The sequence below is a fragment of the Streptomyces sp. NPDC026673 genome (assembly GCF_040638135.1).
Taxonomy (GTDB): Bacteria; Actinomycetota; Actinomycetes; order Streptomycetales; family Streptomycetaceae; genus Actinacidiphila.
In genome coordinates this window covers 1-21996 of record NZ_JBEZXR010000107.1, presented here as the reverse complement: position 1 = coordinate 21996, position 21996 = coordinate 1, and the positions used below count along the sequence as shown (strand labels likewise).

Genomic DNA, 21996 nt, shown 5'->3' with positions numbered 1-21996 from the left:
CGCCGGCGGTCGATGAGCTCGGTCACCGCCCGCTGGTGGTGGAGGTCCAGGGAGAGCGTGGGCTCGTCGCACAGCAGCAGACGGGGGTCGGTGGCCAGGGCCTGGCCGATGCGGACGCGCTGCCGTTCGCCGCCCGAGAGGGAGCCGAGGGGCGCGTTCGCGTAGGCCGACGCGCCGACGGCTTCCAGGATGGCGTCGATGCGCCGCCGGGTGTCGGCGTCGCGACGGCGGAGCCCGAAGCGGTGTCCGTCCAGGCCGTAGCCCACCAGATCGCGGGCCCGCACCATGTCGTTGGCCCGGGCCGTTCCCTGCTGCGGCACGTAGCCGATGTGGCGTGCGGCCCGCCGGGGTTCGTCGCCGAGCACGCGCAGGCTGCCGGAGGACAGCGGCCGGCGTCCCAGGAGGGCCTGGACCAGACTGGTCTTTCCCGAACCGTTCGGTCCGAGGACCGCCCAGAACTCCCCGGGCGCCACGTCCAGATCGAGATCCTTCCAGAGGGTGCGGTCCCCGTACCGCAGACCGCCCTTCCTCATCCGGATCAGCGGCGCCGGCCGGCCGTGAACGTCCGTGTTCCCCGTGCGGGGCCCGGGGACCGACGGCGAGGGCTGCCGGGTCACTTGTTCAGGGCGTCGGCGAGCGCGTCGACGTTGTCGTTCATCCACGTCAGGTAGTCCTTGCCCTCGGGCAGGGTCTCGGTGACGGGCACCACGGGCACACCGGCCGCCTCGGCCGCCGACTTGACCTTCTCCGTCTGGGCGCCGGAAGTCTGCTCGTTGTAGACCAGAGCCTTGACCTTCTTGCCGGAGAAGAGGTCCAGCGTCGTCTTGAGGACCTTGGCTGACACATCGTCGCCCTCCTCGATCGCCTCGCTGAACTCCCCGGGCGTCTTGTTGACCAGACCGGACGCCTCGAGCAGGTAGACCGGTACCGGCTCGGTGATCGCCACCCCGTCGCCGTCGTGCGCGGACTTCAGCGCGGCTTCCTTGCCCTCCAGCGCGGTGAGGCTGTCCTTGAAGGCGGCGGCGTTCTTGGTGAAGGTGCCGGCGCTGGCCGGGTCCGCCTTGCCCAGAGCCGCGGCAATGCGGTCGGCGATCTTGCCCATCGAGGGAAAGTCGTACCAGACGTGCTCGTTGAGTTCCCCTCCGGCCGGCGCGGTCCGGCCCGAGACCTCGACGGCGTTGACGACCTCCGCGGAGGCGTTGCCGCTCCCCAGCATCCGGTCGACGAAGTCGTCGTACCCACCGCCGTTCTCCACCACGACCTTCGCCTTGGACAGGAGGAGCTGGTTGCGGGTGCTGGCCTCGTAGGAGTGCGGGTCCTGCTCGGGGTCGCTGATGATCGACGAGACCTCGACCCGGTCGCCGCCTATCCGCTCGACGATGTCGCCATAGACGTTGGTCGAGGCGACGACGGTGACCTTGGACGCGGAAGCGCCGCTGCTCTTCGCACTCGCGGCATCGTCGGAGGAGCCTCCGCAGCCGGTCAGCAGGCTGAGCGATGCGGCGCCGGCCACCAGGACGGCGAGGCGGGAAAAGGTTGCGGACATGAGGGGATCCTCCAGGGGCCACGAGCGCAGGCTGCTGGGGTGCGGGCGCGTGGCCACCCGCACAAGGTCACCCTAGATGAAAACGAATGCCATTATCGACATGGGTCGGTAAAGAACCCCTCAGGAGGCCGTTCGGCGTGCGGTGGCGGGGCGGCGTGGATGCGCGCGGTGAGAGCCTGCGCATCGGCGGCGCGGCAGGAGACGAAGGGGCGGCTCAGGTGCCGGGCGCCGTCGTCGCCGGGGGCGACGAAGCCCGCGAGGCGGACGGTTCGCCCCTGACGGTGGCGCCGGCTCCCCGCACGGACCGCGGGGTGATGAGCTTGAGGTCCACCACGGGGCCGACGGTCGTGAGCGCGAGCCGCGCGGCCGGGGAGAACCCGGTGGGTGAGGCAGCGACGAACACGTCCGCTGCCGCGCAGACGGCGGGAACCACGGCGAAGAGCACGAGCTACAGGAGCGGCAGCCATGGGTTGCCGGAGAACGGGTCCCGGCGCGGAGTGCCGGACGGCGACAGCGAAGATGGCCGCCGCCGCGCAGCCCAGGACGAGGAACCCGCCAGCATGGAGGAGGTCACGCCGACGGGAAAGGCCGGCCTCCGCCAGCCGGCCGGTCCCGGATGCGTGAGCGGTCGACCCTTTGGGCGGCCGCAGCCACTCGGTGCGGCCGGCCTTCGGTCCTGCCACACGGCCGGTCCTGCCACCCCTATGGGCTGTGGCTTTCGACGGGGCACGGGACGTACGAGCGCCTGGCGGGACAGGGGCCGGCCCCCGACCGGAGAACGGGCTCGCTGTGCGACGTCCCGGCGCTCTCGGATCCGGCAGCCCAAGCCGATGGGCGGCGCGGTGGCCGCGGTGCGGGGAGACCGGGGCGCGGGCCGCTTCCGGGGGATCGCGGACGGGCCCGGCGGTCTCCTCGAAGGCGGGCAGGCTCAGACGGATGGACGGTGGCGGCCGCTCAGGCGAAGACCGCCGCCGTCTCCCCAGAGGAACTCGCCCGGCGCTGGACCGCCGCCAGGGCGTCCTTGACCTCCCGCGCCACACGGGCCGCGTCCTCGGGGTTGTTCACCACATCCGTGCTGTTCATGTCGACGACGAGAACCTCGCTGGCCGAGTAATGCGTGTGCACCCAGTCGTCGTAGCCGGACCACAGCGTGCGGTAATACTCGACAAGACTCTCGTCCTGTTCGAAATCCCGGCCCCGCAACCCGATACGCCGCAGCACCGTATCGAAGTCCGCCTTGAGATAGACCATGAGATCCGGCGCCTTGCGGTAGGGCAGGCCCTCGATTTCGCGCATCATCTCGTCGAGCAGCCCCTCGTACACCCGCATTTCAAGGGAGCTGATCCGGCCGAGGTCGTGATTGACCTTGGCGAAGTACCAGTCCTCGTAGATGGACCGGTCGAGGACGTTGTCACCCTGCTTGTACGCCTCCTTGATCGAGGCGAACCGCGTCTGCAGGAAATAGAGCTGGAGCAGGAAGGGATAACGCTTCGCCTGGATCTCCTCGGGGCTCGCCGTGTAGAAGAGCGGAAGGATCGGATTGTCTTCCACGCTCTCGTAGAAGACTTCGCTGCCCAGTTCCTTGGCGAGCATTTCGGCGACACTGGTCTTGCCGATTCCGATCATGCCTCCGACGCAGATCACTGACATACCTCACATCTCCGTGGCGGGTCTTCTGTTCACGGGCGGGTGGGCAGGGCACCCCAGACCAGTCGGAGGCGCGTCGGCGGTCACGCGATTCCCGGAATCATCATGATCAGCGTCGTGTGGTCCCGTCCGGGCCAGGGTCCTGACACCGGCCGCTCTCCTCGACCGGCCGACCTGGCCGTTCCACGGTCGCCACGACGACGAGCCGCAGCCCCCACAGCCGCCCAGAAGCTTAACCGATCGTTTCAGAGTGACGTACGGGAGTCGTCGGAGGCAGATGCCGCTGCGGGCGAGGGCCAAAAGGCTCCGGTGGAGGTCCGCCCGATGTTCGTCACGGATCCGGAGGCGCTCGGCAACGGGTCGGGGTCGGCCCTCGGCGACGATGGCCACGAAGACCAGGTGTGGCGTGGCGATGTCGGTGGCTCTCATGATGTGGGCGAGGGTGACCACGGAATCAGCCGGGGCCAAGGACGCCGCCGACCCGCCCTCGATGTCCCGGAGGAACCGCGCCCCGGCGCGGGACCCGGGCAACGGGCAGGTCGGGCGCGGGTGCCCCGGGACAGGCACCCGCGCCCTCGTCCTGGGTCAGGCGCCCCAGCGCAGGGCGATCGTGTCGCCGACGTTGATCACCTTGCCGCGGGTGGCGGCGGCGAAGGAGGAGCCGTCGACGCTGACCTTCCAGGTGTTGGAGCCGCTGTTGGCCTTGCCGTTGACCGCGGTGATGGTGCCCGTGCCCGAGGTCGGCGTGACGGAGGTGACGCACCCGGAAGGCGTGGCCGCGGTCGAGGCCGCGTCCACGACCGCACCCAGTGTCGTGGTGGTGCCGGTCGGGGTGAGCGCCACGGAGCACACCTTGAGGTTGCCCGCTCCGTCGTCGACGGTCAGCGCCAGCTTGCCGGCGGTGCCGGAGGTGAAGGAGGCCTGGCTCACCCACTGCGGCGCGCCGACCGTGGTGGGCACGGGCGGAGCCGCGGTGAAGCCGCCGCCCGCCACGGCGCGGAGGCCGTCGATCGACGCGTACGCCTGCGGGGACGTGTCGCTCGGGAGGTACTTGAATCCTCCCCCGGGGTTGAACTGCTGGGAGATGAGGAAGTCGACCGGGGTCTTGCCCATGGAGGTGAGGAAGTCGCCGGTCTGCGGGTTGATGCCGCAGGCGTTCAGGCCGGAGACGGCCCAGCCGTTGGAGTCGGTGTTGACGCCGAACATGGCGTTGAAGGCGCCGCTGTTCGCGACGAGCTTGCTCTTGAGGAACGCCTTGGCCTGCACGATGTCGGTGTCGGTGGCGGGCACCCCGGAGACGCACAGGGCGGCCATGGCCGCGCCGGTCATGTCGATGTCGCTGGTCGCGGCGAGCTGGCTGGGGTTGCCCTCGGCCTTGCTGTAGTTCCAGCCGCCGTCGTTGTGCTGGTTGGCACGGATGCGGGTGACGATCGCGTCCCGCAGGGCCTGGGGTATGCGCGCCGCGCCGGACGGGGTCTTGGCTCCACCCAGTGCCAGCGCCGCGAAGACGGTGCCGTTGAAGTTGGCCGACGGGCCGAAGTAGCCGGCCTCCGCGGTCTGCCAGTAGCCGTAGATGTCGGCGATCAGGTTGCGCGAGGCGCTGACGCGGGCCGGGTCGATCCCTGCTGCGTAGGCGTTGAGCGTCGCCCGCTCGTAGTCGGTCACGACCGGGGAGGCGGAGGGCCAGGTCGTCGTGGAGAGCAGGGTCCGGTAGACGGTTCTGGCGTTCTTGCTGGTGTCGCCGCCCGGGGTGACGTCGACGGCGGCGGTGCCGGCCGCCGCGAAGGCACTGAAAGCCCACTCGTTGGACAGGCCCGAGCCGGCGTACGAACCGTCGGCGGCCTGCAGGGTCTTGAGGTAGGCGACGCCGTTCGCCTTCGAGGTGGCGATCTGCGCCGGGGTGGACGTCGCCAGCGCCGGCTGCGCGGTGAGGACGAACGCCCCCAGCGCGGCGGCCGCGGTGAGCGCCGGGCGGCGGAAGGACGTGGCAAGGGACATGGCCTGCTCCTGGGGTGAGGGACGCCGGCCGTCCCCGGTGCCGGGCCCTCGCGACGCGAGGTGGGAGCAGCGGGCGTGGCCGCCGTCCGGGACGCGTGGATCGGCTTCCGAGGGTGCATCACCGCCTGGGCATTCGGGCTCGGAACGGCCCCCGCCGTCCCACACCGCTGCGCGTCAGCCCCGGATTCGCACCGGATTCCCCCACACGGCAGCGCAGGACGCTACCCGACACCGGTCGCACCCGCCACCCCTGCCCAAGTAGGGGCTCAGTAGGCGCCCTTGACGCTGGATTCACTGACGTGCTGCAATCCGGCTGATACGCAATGTTGTTCCAGGGGAAGCCGGTCGAAGTCCGGCGCTGACCCGCAACCGTAGGCCCGGCACCGTCCGGGCGAGCCGGAATGCCTGGAGCGTGTTCTTCAGCGACAGACGCCGTCGTGGACTGCGGCGTGGTTCGACCGGTCTTTCCCGGCAGCGGCCTGCCCGCGCGGTGGAGGCCCCTCAACCACACCCGTTCCGTGCCGGGACGATGACGAGGGGCCGTGGTGGGGACCGACAGTCGAAGAGACGGACGGGCGGGGGCGCGGTGGACACGGCGTCTGCCGGCCTTGATGGCCACCCTGTTCCTGCTGGTGGGCGCCGGGGTGACGTTTCTCACCGTCCCATCGGCGGCGGCCGGTCCGGTGGGCGAGTGCACCGCCACGAAGGGAGCCGTCGTCGCCGTCGACTTCGGACCGTTCGGCGGCACAGTGGAGCGCGGCTGCGACCTCACCCCCACAACCGGCTACGAACTGCTTCACGAGGGAGGGTTCACCACCGCGGGCACCGAGCACGACGGGCCGGCCTTCATCTGCCGCATCGGCCGCGACTCGTTCAACTCGGGGACGCAGTACCCGACACCGGACAAGGAAGCCTGTCTCCTGACTCCTCCGGCCACCGCGTACTGGTCGTACTGGGTCGCCTCGCCCGGCCAGGACGACTGGAGCTACAGCCAGTTCGGCGCCATGACCCGCGAGCTTCACGACGGCGACGTCGACGCCTGGGTCTACGGCGGCACCGACATCGGCGGCACCACCGGCAAGCCCTCCTTCAGCCCCGACGACGTCCGCGCGGGCGGCGGAGGCGGGCCGACGGACCCGACCGGCGAGCCCACCGGTGAGCCCGGCGACGTCGACCTCGACGCGGCCGCGACGTGGCTGAGAGGCAAGCTGACCGACGGCGAGCGCATCGTCGACGACGGCGCCGAGACCCCCAACTTCCTTCTGACGACCGAAACGGCGTACGCACTGGCCGCCGCCGACGTCAGGAGCGAGACCGTCGACAAGATCACGGCGTTCCTCACCGCCCACACCGACGACTACGCCTACGCGGCCGGCAAAGACGAGGCCCCCGACGCCACCGCCGCGGCGCGTCTGGCGCTCCTGGCCGAGATCACCGGCGGCGACCCGGCGGACTTCGGCGGCCACGACCTGACCGGCGACCTCGAAGACAACGTCTGCGCGGCCGGTCCCGAGTCCGGCGAGCCCACCCCCGGCTGCACCGCCAAGGGCGACTTCCGGAACGCCACCTACACCGACGGCCAGGCCCTGTCGGCGCTGGCCCTGCTGCGCGCGGGCGTCACTCCCCCGGCCGGCACGGTGGACCGGCTGACCCAGGTCCAGTGCCGGGACGGCGGCGTCACCAGCATCCTCATCCGGCCCGGTGAGTTCTGCGACGGCGACCCGGCCACCACCGGACTCGTCGCCCTGGTCCTGAACAAGGCCGGCGGCCACGAGGACGCCGTCGCCAAGGCCCGCGCCTACCTGAAGAAGGCCCAGCGCGGGGACGGCTCGTTCCCGGGCTACACCGGCGCCACCACGGGCAGCATCGCCGCGACCGCCTGGGCCTCGCAGGCCCTGCGTTCCCTCGGCGACACCGGCCGTGCCGACACGGCGGTCGCGTGGCTGTCCCGGCAGCAACTCGGCGACGGCGGCTTCGGCTTCGAGGAGGGCGCCACCGACGCGTCCCTTTATCCGACGCCGCCCGCGGTCGCCGCCGGGGCCCGTACGAGCCTCGTCGACCTCACCGCGAAGAGCGACGAGCCGACGGACCCGCCCACCTCGCCCACGCCGACCGGCGGCCCCGGCACCCCCGCCGGGGACGGACCCGACCTGAAGAAGGGCGTCGCCTACCTCACCAGCGACGGGAACCTGAAGCAGGGCCACTACTACACCGCGGGACCCGGCTCCGAACGCGCCGACTTCGGCCTGACCATCGACGGCGCCTACGCGCTGGCCGCCACCGGCCTGGACAACGCCGCGCTGCGCGGCATCGTCGACTTCCTCGACAAGGGCGGCAAGGACGGCGAGGGCCGCACCCTCCAGGACTGGACCGGCGCCGGAACCCCGTACGCGGGCGGCGGATCGATCGGCAAGGCCGCGCTCCTGGCCGAGTCCGTCGGCCGGGACCCGCGCGACTTCGGCGGCGAGGACCTCATCGCCGCCCTGGACAAGGCGGTCTGCGCGAAGCCGAGCACCGCCCCGGACACCTCCTGCCCCGCCAAGGGCGCCTACACCTACGCCCCTTCGGTGTTCTCCCAGTCACTGGCGATCATGGCGCAGCTGCGCGCCGGCGAGAAGTCCGCGGCCGAGGACCCGATCGCGTACCTGGAGAGCCTCCAGCAGGACAACGGCGCCTGGCCGAGCCTGATCCCGTCCACGAACGACTCCGACGTGGACTCCACCGCGATCGCCGCCATGGCCCTTGACCTGGCCGGCGGCGACAGCGCGGACAAGGCCGTCGACAAGGCCCTGGCCTGGATCGCCTCCAGGCAACTGCCCGACGGCGGCTTCCCGGGCGCCGCGGGGAACTCCGTGAACTCGGCCGCGCTGGCCGTGCAGGGACTGTCCCTGGACGCCCCCGCCTACACCGACGAGATCGCCGAGGCACGGCGATTCCTGGCCTCGCAGCAGAACGACGACGGCGGCTTCAACGTCGCCAAGGACGGTCAGCGCGGCTCGGACCTGCGGGCCTCCACCCAGGCCGTGGGCGGCACGACCGGAATCTCCTTCGGCGCGCTGAACCGCAGCCTCGACGGCACGTCCCCGCAGCCCACTCCGAGCGGGAGTTCGAGCCCGCCGGTCATCATCACGCCGGACGGCAGCGGGGGTACCGGAGGCCCGGACGGCGGCGATGGTGCCCTGGCCTCCACCGGCGTCCAGGTGAGCCTGCTCGCGGCGCTCGCCGCGGGCCTGGTCCTGGCCGGCTGGCGCGCTGTCGTCGTGGCCCGGCGCCGCGCGGACGCGGGAGTGCGGCGATGACCCTGACCGCACTGACCCGCGCGCTCCTCCGGGGCGCTGCGGCAATCGGCCTGACGATCGCCGCGTTCGGCTCGACCACCGCCCCCGCGGCCGCCGACCCCCAGGCCATGGGACGCTGCACCACCACCTCGGGGGCGGTCCTCGCGGTCGACTTCAGCCACTGGGGCGGACCGATCCTCCGCTCCTGCGGCACCACGCCGACCACCGGCTACGAACTGCTCAACCAGGGCGGCTGGCGCACCACCGGCACCGGGCACGACGGACCCGCCTTCATCTGCCGGATCGGCTACAGCGGCTACAAGAACGGCACGCAGTACCCGACGGCGCGGGAGGACAACTGCGTCCTGACCCCGCCCGCGTCGGCGTACTGGTCGTACTGGCACGCCGACCGCGGGGAGAACGACTGGGAGTACAGCCAGCTCGGCGCCATGCTCTACAAGCCCAAGCCCGGCAGCGTCGACCTGTGGATCTTCGGTGGCACGAACATCGAGGGCACCGAGGGCCGGCCCACCGTCACCCCCGACCAGCTGCGGGCTCACAACACCAAGCCGCAGGGCGGAGGCAAACCGGCCTCCACCGCCAAGGCCCCCACCCTGCCGCCGGGCACCGACACCGGCCCCGCCCCCGCAACCACGAAGGCGAAGCCGCCCAAGGCCACGCCCACGAAAACCACGCACAAACCCACAGCCGACCCCACCCCGTCGCCGTCCGCAACCGGCGCTTCGCCGACGCCGACGCCCTCACCGAGTGCGGCCGCGGCAACGGGTCCCGCGACGCCGAGCCCGAGCACGCGTGTCGTCGACGCCGCCCCGGCGGCCGACGCCGGATACGACCCGGGCTCGTTCGTGCCGCTGCTCGCGGGCGCCGCGCTGGCCGCGCTGATCGTCGCCGCCGCGCTCGTCTCCGGCCGCAGGCGCAAGCGTTCCGAGTGACCGACATGAACCGCACCACCGTGGCTTCCCCGCCCGTGTCCGGCCCCGTGCCGGACACGGGCGGCCGCCGCCTGCCCCGCATCCTGCACCCGGTGGCCTGGTGGATCTGGGCGCTCGCCCTGGCCACCGCCGTCAGCCGGACCAACAATCCGCTGCTGCTCGTCCTCGTCCTCGCGGTCCTGGGCTACGTCGTCACCGCGCGGCGCACCGAGGCGCCCTGGGCGCGCGGCTTCGTCTACTACCTCTATCTGGCCCTGACGGTCGTCACGATCCGCGTCGTGTTCCGCGCCGTCTTCGCCACCGGCATCACCCCGCACGACCACTTCCTCTTCTCCCTGCCGCACATCCCGACCCCCGACTGGTACGCGGGCATCCGGATCGGCGGCCCGGTCTCCCTGGAGGCGGTCCTGTCCGCGGCCACCGACGGTCTGCGGCTGGCGTGCATGCTGTGCTGCATCGGCGCCGCCAACACCCTGGCCAATCCCAAGCGCGCCCTGCGCGTCCTGCCGGGGGCGCTGCACGAGCTCGGGGTGGCCGTGACGGTCGCCATCAGCGTCGCGCCGCAACTCGTGCAGAGCGTCCAGCGCGTCGCCCGCGCCCGCAGGCTTCGGGCCGGACGCGCCAAGGGGCTCAAGGCGCTGCGCGGCATCGTGGTGCCGGTGCTGGAGGACGCCCTGGAGCGCTCGCTGCGGCTGGCCGCCGCGATGGACTCCCGCGGCTACGGCCGCGCGGGCACCGCGACCCGCCGCTCCCGGCGGCTCACCGGCGCGCTGATGCTGCTCGGGATGTGCGGCCTGTGCGCCGGCGCCTACGGGCTCCTCGACGCGACCGCGCCCCGCTTCCTCGGCCTGCCCGCCATGGCGGCCGGGGCCGTCCTGTGCGTCGCGGGACTGCGCCTGGGCGGGCGCCGCGTCAGCCGCACCACCTACCGGCCCGACCCGTGGCGGCTGCCCGAGTGGGCCGTGGCCGGCAGCGGGGTGCTCTCCGCGGTGCTGCTGTTCGCGGGGCTCGGCTACGACCCCGCCCAGCTCAACCCCACCTTCTACCCGCTGAGCTGGCCCACCCTGCCGCTGGTGCCCACGGCGGCGATCCTGCTCGCCGGCACCGCCGGGTTCATCGCACCGCCCCCGGGCCCGCCCCACCACACGTCCTCCGCACCCACCGCACCGCGCACCGAGAAGGCCCACGCCACGTGATCATCTTCGACCAGGTCACCGTCCTGTACGACGACACGGCCGAACCCGCCCTGCGCGATGTCGACCTGACGATCGAGGAGGGCGAGCTCTGCCTCGTCGTCGGCCACACCGGCGTCGGCAAGTCCACCCTCCTCGGGGCCGTCAACGGGCTCGTGCCGCACTTCACCGGCGGCACCCTCCACGGCAGGGTCACGGTCGACGGCCGGGACACCGCCCACCACCCGCCCCGCGAGCTCGCCGACGTCGTGGGCGTCGTCGGCCAGGATCCCCTGGACGGCTTCGTCACCGACACCGTCGAGGAGGAACTCGCCTACGCCATGGAGCAACTGGCCGTCCCCGCGGCGACCATGCGCAAACGGGTCGAGGAGACCCTGGACCTGCTCGGCCTCGCCGACCTGCGCCACCGGGCCCTGCACGAGCTCTCCGGCGGCCAGCAGCAGCGCGTCGCCATCGGCTCCGTCCTCACCGCCCACCCCCGTGTCCTCGTCCTGGACGAGCCGACCTCGGCGCTGGACCCCACGGCGGCCGAAGAGGTCCTCGCCGCCGTCACCCGCCTGGTCCACGATCTGGGCGTGACCGTCCTGATGGCCGAGCACCGCCTGGAGCGCGTCGTCCAGTACGCCGACCGCGTCATCCACCTGCCCGGCGACGGCCGCGCCGTGATCGGGGAGCCGGCCGGGATCCTGCGGACGGCCTCCATCGCGCCCCCGATCGTGGAGCTCGGCCGTGCCGTGGGCTGGGACCCGCTGCCCCTGTCCGTACGCGACGCACGCCGTCGCGCGGCGCCACTGCGCACCCGCCTTGCCGGGCACTCCCCCGCACCCGTCCGGCCCGCGCACTCCGCCGACCGGCCGAAGCTGCTGTCCGCGCGGGGCGTCACCGTCAGCTACCGCGGGGTGCCGGCCGTCCGCGAGGTCGATCTCGACCTGCACCAGGGCGAGATCACGGCACTCATGGGCCGCAACGGCTCCGGCAAGTCCTCCCTGCTGTGGGCGCTCCAGGGTTCCGGCCCGCGCCGCGCGGGAAAGGTCGACGTGACCGGGACACAGGGCGGCCCCACCGGCGATCCCCACACCCTGTCCGCCGCTGACGCCCGCCGGCTCGTCGGACTGGTCCCGCAGACGCCCGCCGACCTCCTCTACCTCGAAAGCGTCAAGCAGGAACTCGACCAGGCCGACGCCGAATCCGGCCCCGGGGAAGGCGCTCGCGCCATCCTCGACCGCCTGGCACCGGGCATCGACGGCGCCACCCACCCCCGCGACCTCTCCGAGGGCCAGAAACTGGCGCTGGTGCTGGCCGTCCAGCTCGCCGCGGCGCCACGCGTCATGCTCCTCGACGAGCCGACACGCGGCCTCGACTACCGGGCCAAGACCGCGCTCATCGGCATCGTCGACAGGCTCGCCGCCGAGGGCCGGGCCGTCGTGATCTCCACGCACGACGTCGAGTTCGCGGCCCGGGCCGCCGACCGGGTCGTCGTCATGGCGGAAGGCGACATCGTGGCCGACGGGCCCACCGCGGACGTCATCGTCGCCTCACCGGTCTTCGCCCCGCAGACCGCGAAGATCCTCGCCCCGCTCCCCTTCCTCACGGTCGAGCAGGTCGCCGGGGCACTCACGACCGACGGCCACGGCGAGGCACGCCCATGACGGGGATCCCCGCGCCCGCCATCCGGCTCACCCCCCGGGCGGCCGTCGTCATGGCCCTGGCCGCGTTCCTCGGACTGGTCGCCTTCTTCTGGCCGTTCGTCGTCGCCCCGGGGAAGTTCGGGGCCACCTACACCCCGCCGCTCATCTTCGGCGTGCTGCTCGTCCTCGTCCTGTGCGTGGTGCTCTCCGAGATCGCCGAGGGCGGTATCAACTCCAAGGCGCTCGCCATGCTCGGCGTGCTGTCCGCCGTCAACGCCGCACTGCGCCCGCTCGGCGCCGGTACCGCCGGCATCGAGACCGTCTTCTTCGTGCTCGTCCTGGCCGGACGGGTCTACGGTCCCGGCTTCGGCTTCACCTTGGGCTGCACGTCCCTGTTCGCCTCCGCCCTCATCACCGGCGGCGTCGGCCCCTGGATGCCGTACCAGATGTTCGGCTGCGCCTTCGTCGGCATGCTCGCCGGCTTCCTCCCGCGGGCCACCGGCCGCCGCGAGGTGCTGCTGCTCGCCGTCTACGGATCACTGTCCGGCTACCTCTTCGGCTTCCTGCTGAACCTGTCCTTCTGGCCCTTCTCCCTCGACCCCAACAGCTCCATCGCCTACCTGCCCGGCCTGCCCTTCACCGAGCAATGGCACCGCTACGTCGCCTTCGACCTGGCCACGTCACTGGGCTGGGACACCGGCCGGGCCGTCACCAACTTCGTCTGCATCCTGCTGGCCGGCCCGGCCGTCCTCACCACCTTCCGCCGCGCGGCCCGCCGCGCCCGCTTCCGGGCCCCCGTCCGCTTCGCCCCGGGCCGGCACGAGAAGTCGTGAAGCGCCGGTCCCGGCGTAGGAGTCCCTCACCGCACCGGTCTGCCGGCGCGCGGCAAGCACGGGCCGCGACGCCTGCGGCGCGGGTACGGACGGACGACCGCAGGCGATCGGGATCCGGAGGGATCACTGACGTGTTCGACCCCGTTTAATTGCACTTTGTTTGCAAGAACAAAAGATGCGCATTATTGAGGCATGAGGCTCACGATGCGACGACGGATACGAACGACCGCCGCCCTGACGATGGTTGCCGCGGGAGTGTCGGCCTGCACGGCACCCGCCGGCGGGTCCGCGGACGGGAAGGCCACGGACTCCGTGGTGATCGGCGTCGGCTCCGAGCCGGACACCCTCAGCCCGCTGCTCGGCTACGGCAAGGACGGCAACTCCAAGATCTTCGACGGGCTGCTCGGCCGCGACGCCGATCTCGAACTCAAGCCCGCATTGGCGGTCGCGCTTCCCGAAGTCAGCGCCGACGGCCGGACCTACACCTACACCCTGCGCCAGGGCGTCGAGTTCAGCGACGGCGAGCCCCTGACCGCCGACGACGTGGTCTTCACCTACCGGACCGTCCTGGACGCGAAGACCAACAACACCTACCGCAGCGAGCTCGACGCCATCAAGGAAGTACGGGCGGAGGGCGGCGACAAGGTCGTCTTCACCCTGAAGTACCCCTACTCGCCGTTCGCCGGCCGCACGGTGCTGCCCATCGTCCCCGAGCACGTCGCAGGAGAACAGGACCCCAACACGGGCTCCTTCAACACCAAGCCCATCGGCACCGGGCCCTACGTCCTCTCCGCGTGGAGCAAGGGCGAGAAGCTCACCTTCAAGGCCAACCCGAAGTACTGGGGCGGCGCTCCGAAGGTGAAGAAGATCACCATGGCGATCGTCGAGGAGGACGACGTACGCGCCACGCGGCTCCGCTCCGGCGACCTCGACGGCGCGATCCTGCCGCCCAATCTCGCCGGCGCTTTCAAGAACACCTCGGGCATGCGCACCTACGACGCGAAGTCCTACGACTTCCGCACCGTCGCGCTGCCCACCGGGAACAAGGTCACCGGAGACCGCGCGATCCGGCAGGCCCTCGACGCCGCCGTGGACCGGAAGACCATGGTCGACAAGATCCTCGACGGAGCGGGCCGCCCGGCCTACGGGCCGCTGCCCATCGACGACCCATGGTTCGCCAGGGGCATCGAACGCGACCAGGACCTGGACAAGGCCAACGACATCCTGGACCGGGCGGGTTGGAAGACCGGCAGCGACGGCATCCGCACCAAGGGCGGTACCCCGGCCGCCTTCACCCTGATGTACCCCTCGGGGGACAAGGTCCGGCAGGACCATGCCCTGGCCTACGCCTCCGACGCCAAGAAGGCCGGGATCAAGGTGACGGTGGAGAGCGCGACGTGGGAGGTGATCGAACCGCGGATGAAGCGTGACGCGGTCCTGGCCGGCTTCGGCAGCACCGGCGATCCCGACTACGGCCTCTACACCCTGCTGCACTCCTCCCTCGCCGGCGACGGCTTCAACAACATGCCGTGGTACGACAACCCGACCGTGGACAAGGCGCTCGACACCGGGCGCACCAGCCGGGATCCGGAAGTGCGCAGGGCCGCGTACGACCGGCTGCAGCAGGCACTCGTCGAGAACCCGGGCTACACCTTCCTCACCCACATCGACCATGTCTACGTCCTCGCCGACCGATGGGACGGGCTCACCACACAGCTCGAGCCGCACGAGCACGGCTTCTCCAGCGGCCCGTGGTGGAACATCGAGGACTGGCAGTCCGCGAAGTGACGCGTATCCCCTGGAAGGGGATGGCGAGCCTGACGGGGCGGCGGGCCGTGTTCGCCGTTCCCGTCCTCCTCGTCGTCACCTTCGGAGTCTTCGCCATCGCCGCGGCGTCCCCGTTCGACCCCGTACGGGCGTACGCCGGCACGGCGGCCCTCGGTGCCGATCAGGAGACCCTGGACCGGTTGCGCTCCAACCTCGGTGTGGACGGCTCCTTCGCCCAGCGCTGGTGGCACTGGCTGACCTCGGCGCTCGGCGGCGACCTCGGCCAGTCCAGCGTCATGCGGCAGCCCGTCGCCCAGGTCATCGGCGAACGCCTCGTGTGGTCGACCCTGCTGTGCGCGGTGGCGTTCGTCGTCGCGGTTGCGGTCGGCACCGTGCTCGGTGTGCTGGCCGCGCGCCGCCCGGGCTCGGCACTCGACCGGGTCGTGAGTTCGCTCTCGTACTCCCTGGAGGCGGCGCCCGTCTTCTGGATCGCGCTGCTGGCCGTCTGGCTGTTCTCGCTGCAGTTGGGTGTCCTGCCTGCGGGCGGACTCACGGACACCGCCAGTGAGCAGGTCACCGCGGGGCAGGTCGCCCACCACCTCGTCCTGCCCGCCGGTGTGCTGGCCGTCTCCCAACTGCCCTGGTTCGTGCTCTACGTACGCCAGGGGGTGTCCGACGCGCTGGCGGAGGACCCGGTGCGCGGCGCCCGTGCACGCGGGCTCAGTGAGACCACCGTCCTGACCCGGCATGCGCTGCGCTCCGGGCTGCTGCCCGTCATCACGCTCATCGGCTCGCGCGTGCCCGAACTCATCACCGGGGCGCTCCTGGTGGAGAGCGTCTTCAGCTGGCCGGGGATCGCCGCCGCGACCGTCGAGGCGGCCGTCGCCGTCGACTTCCCGCTGCTCGCCGCGCTGACCGCCCTCGCCACCGCGGCCGTCCTCGTCGGAAACCTCCTCGCCGATCTCCTCTACGGCCTGATCGATCCAAGGGTGAAACCCAGTGAGATGTGAACGCCATGGCTGAGGCCGGAGCCGCGGACCGCACACCCCAGTGGCGGTCGCACAGCGCCGCCCGCCGACGCTCCACCCGCACCATTCGTGTGCGCACCTCGGCCGTCCTGGTGAGCGTGACCGTCCTCGCCGTGCTGCTCGTGCCGCCGATCGTCCAGTTGGACCAACAGGCGGTGGACCTGTCGGCCAAGCTGCTGCCGCCGAGTTGGGCGCACCCGTTCGGCACCGACGACGTCGGACGGGACCTGCTGCTGCGCTGCGTCTACGGGCTGCGGGTCTCCCTGCTCGTCGGCGCCACCGCCGCCCTCGCCGCGACCGTCATCGGCACCGCCGTCGGAGCCACCGCGGGGGCTCTGGGAGGCTGGGTCGACCGCGGCGTGATGCGGATCGTCGACACCTTCTCCTCCGTGCCCCACCTGCTGCTCGGCGTCTTCATCGTCGCCATGTTCCGCCCGGGCGTCTGGCCGGTCATCGTGTCCGTCGCACTGACCCACTGGCTGTCCACCGCGCGGATCGTCCGGGCCGAAGTACTCTCCCTGCGTTCACGCCCCTACATCGACGCCGCCGTCTCCGGAGGCGCCTCCCGGTGGCGCGTGGCGATGCGGCACCTGCTGCCCGGCGTACTGCCCCAGGCAGCACTCGCCGCGGTCCTGATGGTGCCCCACGCCATGTGGCACGAGTCGGCCCTGTCCTTCCTCGGCCTCGGGCTGCCCACCCACGCGGCGAGCCTGGGCACCCTCATCCAGAGCGCCCGCGGGCCGCTCCTGGCGGGCCAGTGGTGGCCGGCCCTGTTCCCCGGCATCTTCATCATCGTCCCCACCCTCGCCATCGCCGGCCTCGCCGGAGCGTGGCGGGAACGCATCAACCCTCGCCGCCGATCGGAGCTCATGCTTTGAACCCTCCCCCTGCTGGAGCCGGGGGATTCCTGGCTCAGGAAGCCCCGCAGGTCAGCGACCCGCGAGGTCTCACTCCCTCAACACCAGCCGGGACGGAACCTGCCCGGTTGTGTACGGCAAAGCCGAGGTGGCTCGCGCTTGGTTCTCGCAACGCGCCGTCGCACCGGCTTGGTTCTCGCTCGGCACCACGCACTCGCCACCCAAAGGTCTTTCACCCTGGGGGCGAAACCCCTCTTTCCTGCCGTGCTCCCGGGGTTCCGATTCCTCCCCGGCCCGAAGGCCGGGGCACCCTCGGAGGAACCTGGTGACCAGCCCGAGCCCGCTGCTGTCGGTACGGGGGCTGTCCGTACGTTTCCTCATGCCGGGCGGGCGCCGCGTCGCCGCCGTCAGCGACGCGCACTTCGACGTGGCGCCGGGCGAGTGCCTGGCCCTGATCGGTGAGAGCGGCTGCGGCAAGTCCGTGCTCGCCTCCGCGCTGCTGGGCCTCCTTCCCGCCAACACCCAGACCGCCGGCGAGGCCCGCCTCGGTGACCTCGACCTGCTCTCCGCCGGTGAACGGACCCTTGCCCGCGAGGTGCGGGGCCGCCGGGTCGGCCTCATCCCGCAGAGCCCGGCCGCACACCTGACCCCGGTCCGCACCATCCGGTCCCACCTCGAGGAAACCATCGCGGCACTCACCCCGGCACGGGGCCGCACCGCCGTCCGTGCCGCCGCCGAAGCCGCCGCGGCACGCACCGCGTTCCCCACCGACCACCTCGACCGCTATCCGCACGAACTCTCCGGCGGCCTCGCCCAGCGCGCCGCCACCGCTCTGGCCCTGGTCGGCGACGCACCCCTGCTCCTCGCCGACGAGCCGACCACCGGCCTCGACCGTGGCCTGGTGAAGCACACGGTCGACGAGCTGCGGCGCCACGTGAACGCCCCCACCCAGCCGACGCACACGGGGCGAGGACTACTGATGATCACCCACGACCTGGCCGCGGCGGAACGCATCGCGGACCGGATCGCCGTCATGTACGCGGGCCGGATCGTGGAACTGGCCGACGCCGCCGACTTCTTCGGCTCCCCCGGGCCCCGCCACCCGTACAGCCTCGGCCTGCTCCGGGCCCTTCCCGACCGAGCCTTCGCCCCCATCCCCGGCATGCCGCCCGAGCTGGGGAACCTGCCCAGCGGCTGCGCCTTCGCCGAACGCTGCGCACGGACCAGCGACGCATGCGGCACGCGACCCCCGATGACCGGTGCCGTCGCCTGCCACCATCCGCACGTCACGGAGGAGCGCCGTGCTTGAGCTGCGAGCCATCACCGCCGGATACGACCGGCGGGCACCCGTCGTACGGGACGCCTGGCTGTCCGTCGCGGCCGGCGAGTCGGTCGGGCTGCTCGGCCCCAGCGGATGCGGCAAGTCGACCCTCGCCCGCATCGCGGCCCTGCTGCACCGGCCCGACTCCGGAACCCTGCTGCTCGACGGCGAAACCGTACGGCGCTGGCGTCACCGTGCCCCGCGCGCACAGCGCACCGCCGTCGGTGTCGTCTTCCAGCAGCCCCGGCTGTCCGCCGACCCCCGGCTGACTCTCGGCGACCTGATCGCCGAGCCGCTGCGGGCCACGGGGAACCGCGACGACATCGCAGAACGGATCGGCCGCCTCGCGGCCACCACCGGCCTCACCGAGGACCTCCTGCGACGACGACCGCACGAGGTCAGCGACGGCCAGCTCCAGCGTGCCTGCCTCGCCCGCGCCCTCGTACTGCGCCCTCGTTGGCTGATCTGCGACGAGATGACCTCGATGCTCGACGCCTCCACCACGGCCGCGCTGGTCAACGTCGTCGAGGAGTATCGCGCCGCGACCGGCGCGGGCCTGATCGCCGTGGGCCACGATGCCACCCTCCTGCACCGGTGGTGCGACCGGACAGTGGACTGGGAGTCGTTGCGTGGCACAGCCGCGACGGCCGGCCCTCTCGGCCCGGAGGTGTGAGCGCCGCCTACGGACCAGGCACGGGAACGCGCCACACCTGCGCCCCCTCGGGTTCGACCACCTGACCGGGCCGTGGCGTGCGGCCCGGCCTCCTCGTTCCCGCCGCTGAGGATCCCGGGGTGATGGCTGCCGGCGTTCCGCGGTGTGGACGGGAGCGCCGTGCCCCTCGTCATGCCGCCTCCCACGTGGCACGGTCCCCGCCCCCCGACACGGCCGCGTCGGCGCCGGCGCGACCCGATCGCGGCCTTGGAGTGCGACCGGTGTCACAGATCGGGGCACCACCCGGTCAACTTCCGAAAAGGTGCAAACGAGGCAGAATCGACGCTCGCATCCGCTCCGTCACAGGGGGCACGGGGCGACCGTCTCCCCGCGGGAGGCACAGCCACTCGCTCATCGGCTCCCCGCACCCGCACACGTCCTCCGCCTTCTCCCCTATCCCCAAGGACTGCAGCGCGATGGCCAGCACTGACACGGTGACGATCGGTAGTCGCCAGAACACGCACAAGGCAACCGAGTCGGCGATCATGATGATCGACGAGCACGGAACCGTGGTCGCATGGACGCAGGCCGCGGAGCAGCTCGTCGGATACAGCGCCCGCGACGTGGTGGGCCGGCCCGCCGCGCTCGTACTGCCGTCTCCCGAGGAAGCGGAGTCGATCTCGGCGTTCATCGAGCAGTGCCGCGCCCACAACGGCTGGTCGGGCACGGCGGCCGTGCGCCACCGGGACGGCCGGCTGTTCGACGTCGGCCTGCGGCTGTCGCTGCTGCGGGGACAGGACACGGCCGTGCGGTGGCTCGTGACCGTGAGCGAAGCCGGGCCGCCGTCCGGAGAAGCGGTGAACGGATCGGTCCAGGACTCGATCGCCACCCCCGCATCGATCGGCGTCTCCATTCGTGACGTGGGACTGCGGTGCGCATGGGCCAACGAGACGATGGAGAGCCACGACAACATCCCCCGTGACCGGCGCCTTGGGCGTCGCTTCACCGAAGCGTGGCCCGACGCCAAGGCCGAGGCACTCGAGGGCGTAATGCGCCAGGTGCTGCAGAGCGGCACCACCAGGGTCCACGAGTACCGCTCGTCGCTGGCGACGGGTCAGCGCCGGGACCACACCTTCGCGGCCTCGTTCTTCTGCCTTCAGGGCGCCGACGGTCAGGCCATCGGTGTGTGCGCCATCAGCGTCGACCTCACCGAGAGCCATCAGGCGCGCGAGCGCCTGGCGCTCCTCAGCCAGGCCAGTACCCGCCTGGGCAGCACCCTGGACGTGATCCAGACCAGCCAGGAACTGGCCGACCTCGCCGTGTCCCTGTTCGCCGACTTCGCCGCCGTCGACCTCGAACAGTCCGTCCCGTTCGGCGAGGGACCCCCGGTCCGCATCGGCTCGACGGAGGATCGCGTACCGCAGCTGCGGCGTGCCGGACTGGCCTCGATCCACCACGGCGTCCCGGAATCCCCGTGGGTACGCGGCGAGCCGGTCACCATTCCGCCCGTCTCCCCCTTCACCGACGTCCTGCGTACCGGGCGGCCCTACCTGGAGCCGATCCTGAACTCCGCAGCGGGCACCTGGATCGACCACGACCCGGTGCGGGCGGAGAAGATCCACCAGCACGGCATCCACTCCGTGATGCTCGTACCCATTCGTGCGCGACGCGCCCTGCTGGGCGTGGCGTTGTTCGTCCGCACCGACAACCCGGCCCCGTTCCAGGAGATCGACCGCCTCCTCGCCGAGGAGCTCGTCGCCCGCGCCGCGCTGTCCCTGGACAACGCCCGACGCTTCGCGCGCGAACACACCGCCGCCCTCGCGCTGCAACGCAACCTGCTCCCGCAGCGCCTGAAGGGCGGCACGGCGGTCGAAGCCGTCTCGCGCTACCTGCCCGCCGACATCGACCACGGTGTCGGAGGCGACTGGTTCGACGTGATCCCGCTCTCCGGCGCTCGCGTCGCCCTCGTCGTCGGCGACGTGGTCGGGCACGGCATCAACGCCGCCGCCACGATGGGGCGGCTCCGCACCGCCGTCCACACGCTCGCCGACATGGAACTGCCGCCCGACGAGCTGCTGACCCACCTCGACGACACGGTCCAGCGCCTGGCCGAGGAGGAGGCCGACTGCTCGGAGCGTGCCCCCGCCGTCGTCGGCGCCACCTGTCTGTACGCCGTCTACGACCCGGTCACCCGGCGGTGCGCCATGGCGCGGGCCGGACACCCCCCGCCCGCGATCGTCGACCCGGAGGGCGGGGTCAGCTTCCCCGACCTTCCCACCGGAACCCCGCTCGGCTTCGGCGTGGGAGTGCCCTTCGAATCCGTCGAGATGGAACTGCCCGAGGGAAGCCTCCTCGCCCTGTACACCGACGGCCTGATCGAGACCCGCGACCACGACATCGAGGAGGGCATGCGCCGGCTGGGCGCGGCTCTGGCCCGGCCGGGCCGGGATCTCGACGACGTCTGCACCCGCGCGGTGGAGTCCGTCGCCGGCGAGGCACCACCCGACGACGTCACGATGCTGCTGGTCAGGACCCGCTCGCTCAAGCCCGCCCAGGTCGCCTCCTGGACGCTGCCCAGCGACCAGACGGCCGTCCGCAGCGCCCGTGACCTGGCGTCCCGTCAGCTGGCCGAGTGGGGACTGGAGGGGCTCGACGACCCCACGAGACTGATCGTCAGTGAGCTGGTCACCAACGCCGTCCGCCACAGCACCGGACCGGTCCGACTGCGCCTGATCCAGCACCAGGTCCTCACCTGCGAGGTGTTCGACACCAGCGTGCCGTCACCACGTCTGCGTCATGCGAACACCGCCGACGAGAACGGCCGCGGCCTCTTCCTGGTCGCCCAGCTCTCCCGCCGGTGGGGAGCGCGTTCGGTGTCGGGCGGCAAGGTCGTCTGGGCGGAGGAGGAACTGGCCGCCACCCCCGCGCCCGCGCCCGCGCCCGCGCCCGCAGCACAACCGGAGCCCGCGCTCACCTGAAAGCGTGCGCCTCGGATCATCCGATCGCCGCCACGGGTGTGACGCTGCCCGCGTGACGCCGGGCGGCGGGTGCCCACGGGGCCCGCGACACCGTCGAGCGCAGGACCCGGGGTGCCATGGCGGCGTCCCGGCGTCCTGGGTCGTGTCGTCAAATGAGCTCCCCCAGCTACCGCTGGGAGGTGCCCCCACCGCCCGAAGGGCGGGCCCAGCGGCTCCCCCAGCTGGCGCTGGGAGGTGCCCCCAGGTGCGGTGCATCGCAAGGCGGAGAGTCGTCCTCGTAGTGGGCTACTCGGACGATTCGACAACTCCCCCGGGCC

The 21996-nt window shown here is 72.0% G+C and carries 15 protein-coding genes, 1 pseudogene and 2 riboswitches; of the genes and pseudogenes, 11 read left to right on the top strand and 5 right to left on the bottom strand.

All coding sequences use genetic code 11. The features are described from left to right. The 5 genes and pseudogenes from AB0F62_RS39210 to AB0F62_RS39190 all read right to left on the bottom strand — a co-directional run. Positions 1-533, bottom strand: a 533-nt coding sequence (locus AB0F62_RS39210; RefSeq protein WP_361810706.1) for an ATP-binding cassette domain-containing protein, incomplete at its 3' end; no start/stop codon positions are given. Positions 534-613: 80 nt separating this feature from the next. Further along, positions 614-1546 carry a zinc ABC transporter substrate-binding protein gene (locus AB0F62_RS39205; RefSeq protein ID WP_361810704.1) on the bottom strand — a complete coding sequence of 311 codons (933 nt, stop codon included), beginning with the start codon at positions 1544-1546 and terminating at the stop codon, positions 614-616. Between the two features lie 313 nt (positions 1547-1859). Continuing rightward, positions 1860-2124 (bottom strand): annotated as a pseudogene (locus tag AB0F62_RS39200) (hypothetical protein); the annotation flags it as partial. 376 nt (positions 2125-2500) lie between these two features. Next, a complete protein-coding gene (locus AB0F62_RS39195; RefSeq protein ID WP_361810702.1) occupies positions 2501-3196 on the bottom strand; it encodes a deoxynucleoside kinase in 696 nt (231 codons plus the stop codon). Between the two features lie 582 nt (positions 3197-3778). Next, entirely contained in the window at positions 3779-5191 is a 1413-nt protein-coding gene (locus tag AB0F62_RS39190) for a prenyltransferase/squalene oxidase repeat-containing protein (protein WP_361810700.1), read from the bottom strand. A 127-nt stretch (positions 5192-5318) separates the two neighbouring features. After that, positions 5319-5393: riboswitch (cobalamin riboswitch) on the bottom strand. Positions 5394-5474: 81 nt separating this feature from the next. Beyond that, positions 5475-5619, top strand: a riboswitch (cobalamin riboswitch). Positions 5620-5802: 183 nt separating this feature from the next. Between AB0F62_RS39190 and AB0F62_RS39185 the strand changes: the two genes are divergently transcribed. The 11 genes from AB0F62_RS39185 (at position 5803) to AB0F62_RS39135 (ending at position 21679) form a co-directional block, all read left to right on the top strand. Then, positions 5803-8490, top strand: coding sequence for a prenyltransferase/squalene oxidase repeat-containing protein (locus AB0F62_RS39185; RefSeq protein WP_361810698.1), 2688 nt, complete (start codon positions 5803-5805; stop codon positions 8488-8490). Further along, positions 8487-9422: a hypothetical protein gene (locus AB0F62_RS39180; RefSeq protein WP_361810696.1), complete on the top strand. Its 936-nt coding sequence runs from the start codon at positions 8487-8489 to the stop codon at positions 9420-9422. The genes AB0F62_RS39185 and AB0F62_RS39180 overlap by 4 nt, the downstream gene beginning before the upstream one ends. Positions 9423-9427: 5 nt before the next feature. Continuing rightward, a complete protein-coding gene (locus AB0F62_RS39175) occupies positions 9428-10618 on the top strand; it encodes an energy-coupling factor transporter transmembrane component T (RefSeq protein WP_361810694.1) in 1191 nt (396 codons plus the stop codon). Next, positions 10615-12264, top strand: coding sequence for an ATP-binding cassette domain-containing protein (locus AB0F62_RS39170; RefSeq protein WP_361810692.1), 1650 nt, complete (start codon positions 10615-10617; stop codon positions 12262-12264). The genes AB0F62_RS39175 and AB0F62_RS39170 overlap by 4 nt, the downstream gene beginning before the upstream one ends. Beyond that, on the top strand, positions 12261-13076 hold the full coding sequence (locus tag AB0F62_RS39165) for an ECF transporter S component (protein ID WP_361810690.1): 816 nt from the start codon (positions 12261-12263) through the stop codon (positions 13074-13076). The genes AB0F62_RS39170 and AB0F62_RS39165 overlap by 4 nt, the downstream gene beginning before the upstream one ends. Before the next feature lie 204 nt (positions 13077-13280). After that, positions 13281-14864: an ABC transporter substrate-binding protein gene (locus tag AB0F62_RS39160; RefSeq protein WP_361810708.1), complete on the top strand. Its 1584-nt coding sequence runs from the start codon at positions 13281-13283 to the stop codon at positions 14862-14864. 20 nt (positions 14865-14884) lie between these two features. Beyond that, complete coding sequence (locus AB0F62_RS39155; RefSeq protein ID WP_361810688.1) at positions 14885-15853, top strand: ABC transporter permease; 969 nt, start codon at positions 14885-14887, stop codon at positions 15851-15853. Positions 15854-15858: 5 nt separating this feature from the next. Next, the gene (locus AB0F62_RS39150; protein ID WP_361810686.1) at positions 15859-16749 is read left to right on the top strand and encodes an ABC transporter permease; all 891 of its coding nucleotides are present in this window, start codon (positions 15859-15861) and stop codon (positions 16747-16749) included. Positions 16750-17053: 304 nt separating this feature from the next. Then, a complete protein-coding gene (locus AB0F62_RS39145; protein WP_361810684.1) occupies positions 17054-18037 on the top strand; it encodes an ABC transporter ATP-binding protein in 984 nt (327 codons plus the stop codon). Further along, entirely contained in the window at positions 18030-18722 is a 693-nt protein-coding gene (locus tag AB0F62_RS39140) for an ATP-binding cassette domain-containing protein (RefSeq protein ID WP_361810682.1), read from the top strand. The genes AB0F62_RS39145 and AB0F62_RS39140 overlap by 8 nt, the downstream gene beginning before the upstream one ends. A 455-nt stretch (positions 18723-19177) precedes the next feature. Next, complete coding sequence (locus tag AB0F62_RS39135; RefSeq protein ID WP_361810680.1) at positions 19178-21679, top strand: SpoIIE family protein phosphatase; 2502 nt, start codon at positions 19178-19180, stop codon at positions 21677-21679. Positions 21680-21996: the final 317 nt, after the last annotated feature.

Bases quoted from the DNA above. Each gene is read 5' to 3' on its own strand.
- AB0F62_RS39195 (WP_361810702.1), bottom strand. From the start codon at position 3,196: ATGTCAGTGATCTGCGTCGGAGGCATGATCGGAATCGGCAAGACCAGT.
- AB0F62_RS39160 (WP_361810708.1), top strand. From the start codon at position 13,281: ATGCGACGACGGATACGAACGACCGCCGCCCTGACGATGGTTGCCGCG.
- AB0F62_RS39135 (WP_361810680.1), top strand. From the start codon at position 19,178: ATGGCCAGCACTGACACGGTGACGATCGGTAGTCGCCAGAACACGCAC.
- AB0F62_RS39150 (WP_361810686.1), top strand. From the start codon at position 15,859: ATGGCTGAGGCCGGAGCCGCGGACCGCACACCCCAGTGGCGGTCGCAC.
- AB0F62_RS39190 (WP_361810700.1), bottom strand. From the start codon at position 5,191: ATGTCCCTTGCCACGTCCTTCCGCCGCCCGGCGCTCACCGCGGCCGCC.
- AB0F62_RS39165 (WP_361810690.1), top strand. From the start codon at position 12,261: ATGACGGGGATCCCCGCGCCCGCCATCCGGCTCACCCCCCGGGCGGCC.
- AB0F62_RS39175 (WP_361810694.1), top strand. From the start codon at position 9,428: ATGAACCGCACCACCGTGGCTTCCCCGCCCGTGTCCGGCCCCGTGCCG.
- AB0F62_RS39205 (WP_361810704.1), bottom strand. From the start codon at position 1,546: ATGTCCGCAACCTTTTCCCGCCTCGCCGTCCTGGTGGCCGGCGCCGCA.
- AB0F62_RS39180 (WP_361810696.1), top strand. From the start codon at position 8,487: ATGACCCTGACCGCACTGACCCGCGCGCTCCTCCGGGGCGCTGCGGCA.
- AB0F62_RS39155 (WP_361810688.1), top strand. From the start codon at position 14,885: ATGGCGAGCCTGACGGGGCGGCGGGCCGTGTTCGCCGTTCCCGTCCTC.
- AB0F62_RS39185 (WP_361810698.1), top strand. From the start codon at position 5,803: ATGGCCACCCTGTTCCTGCTGGTGGGCGCCGGGGTGACGTTTCTCACC.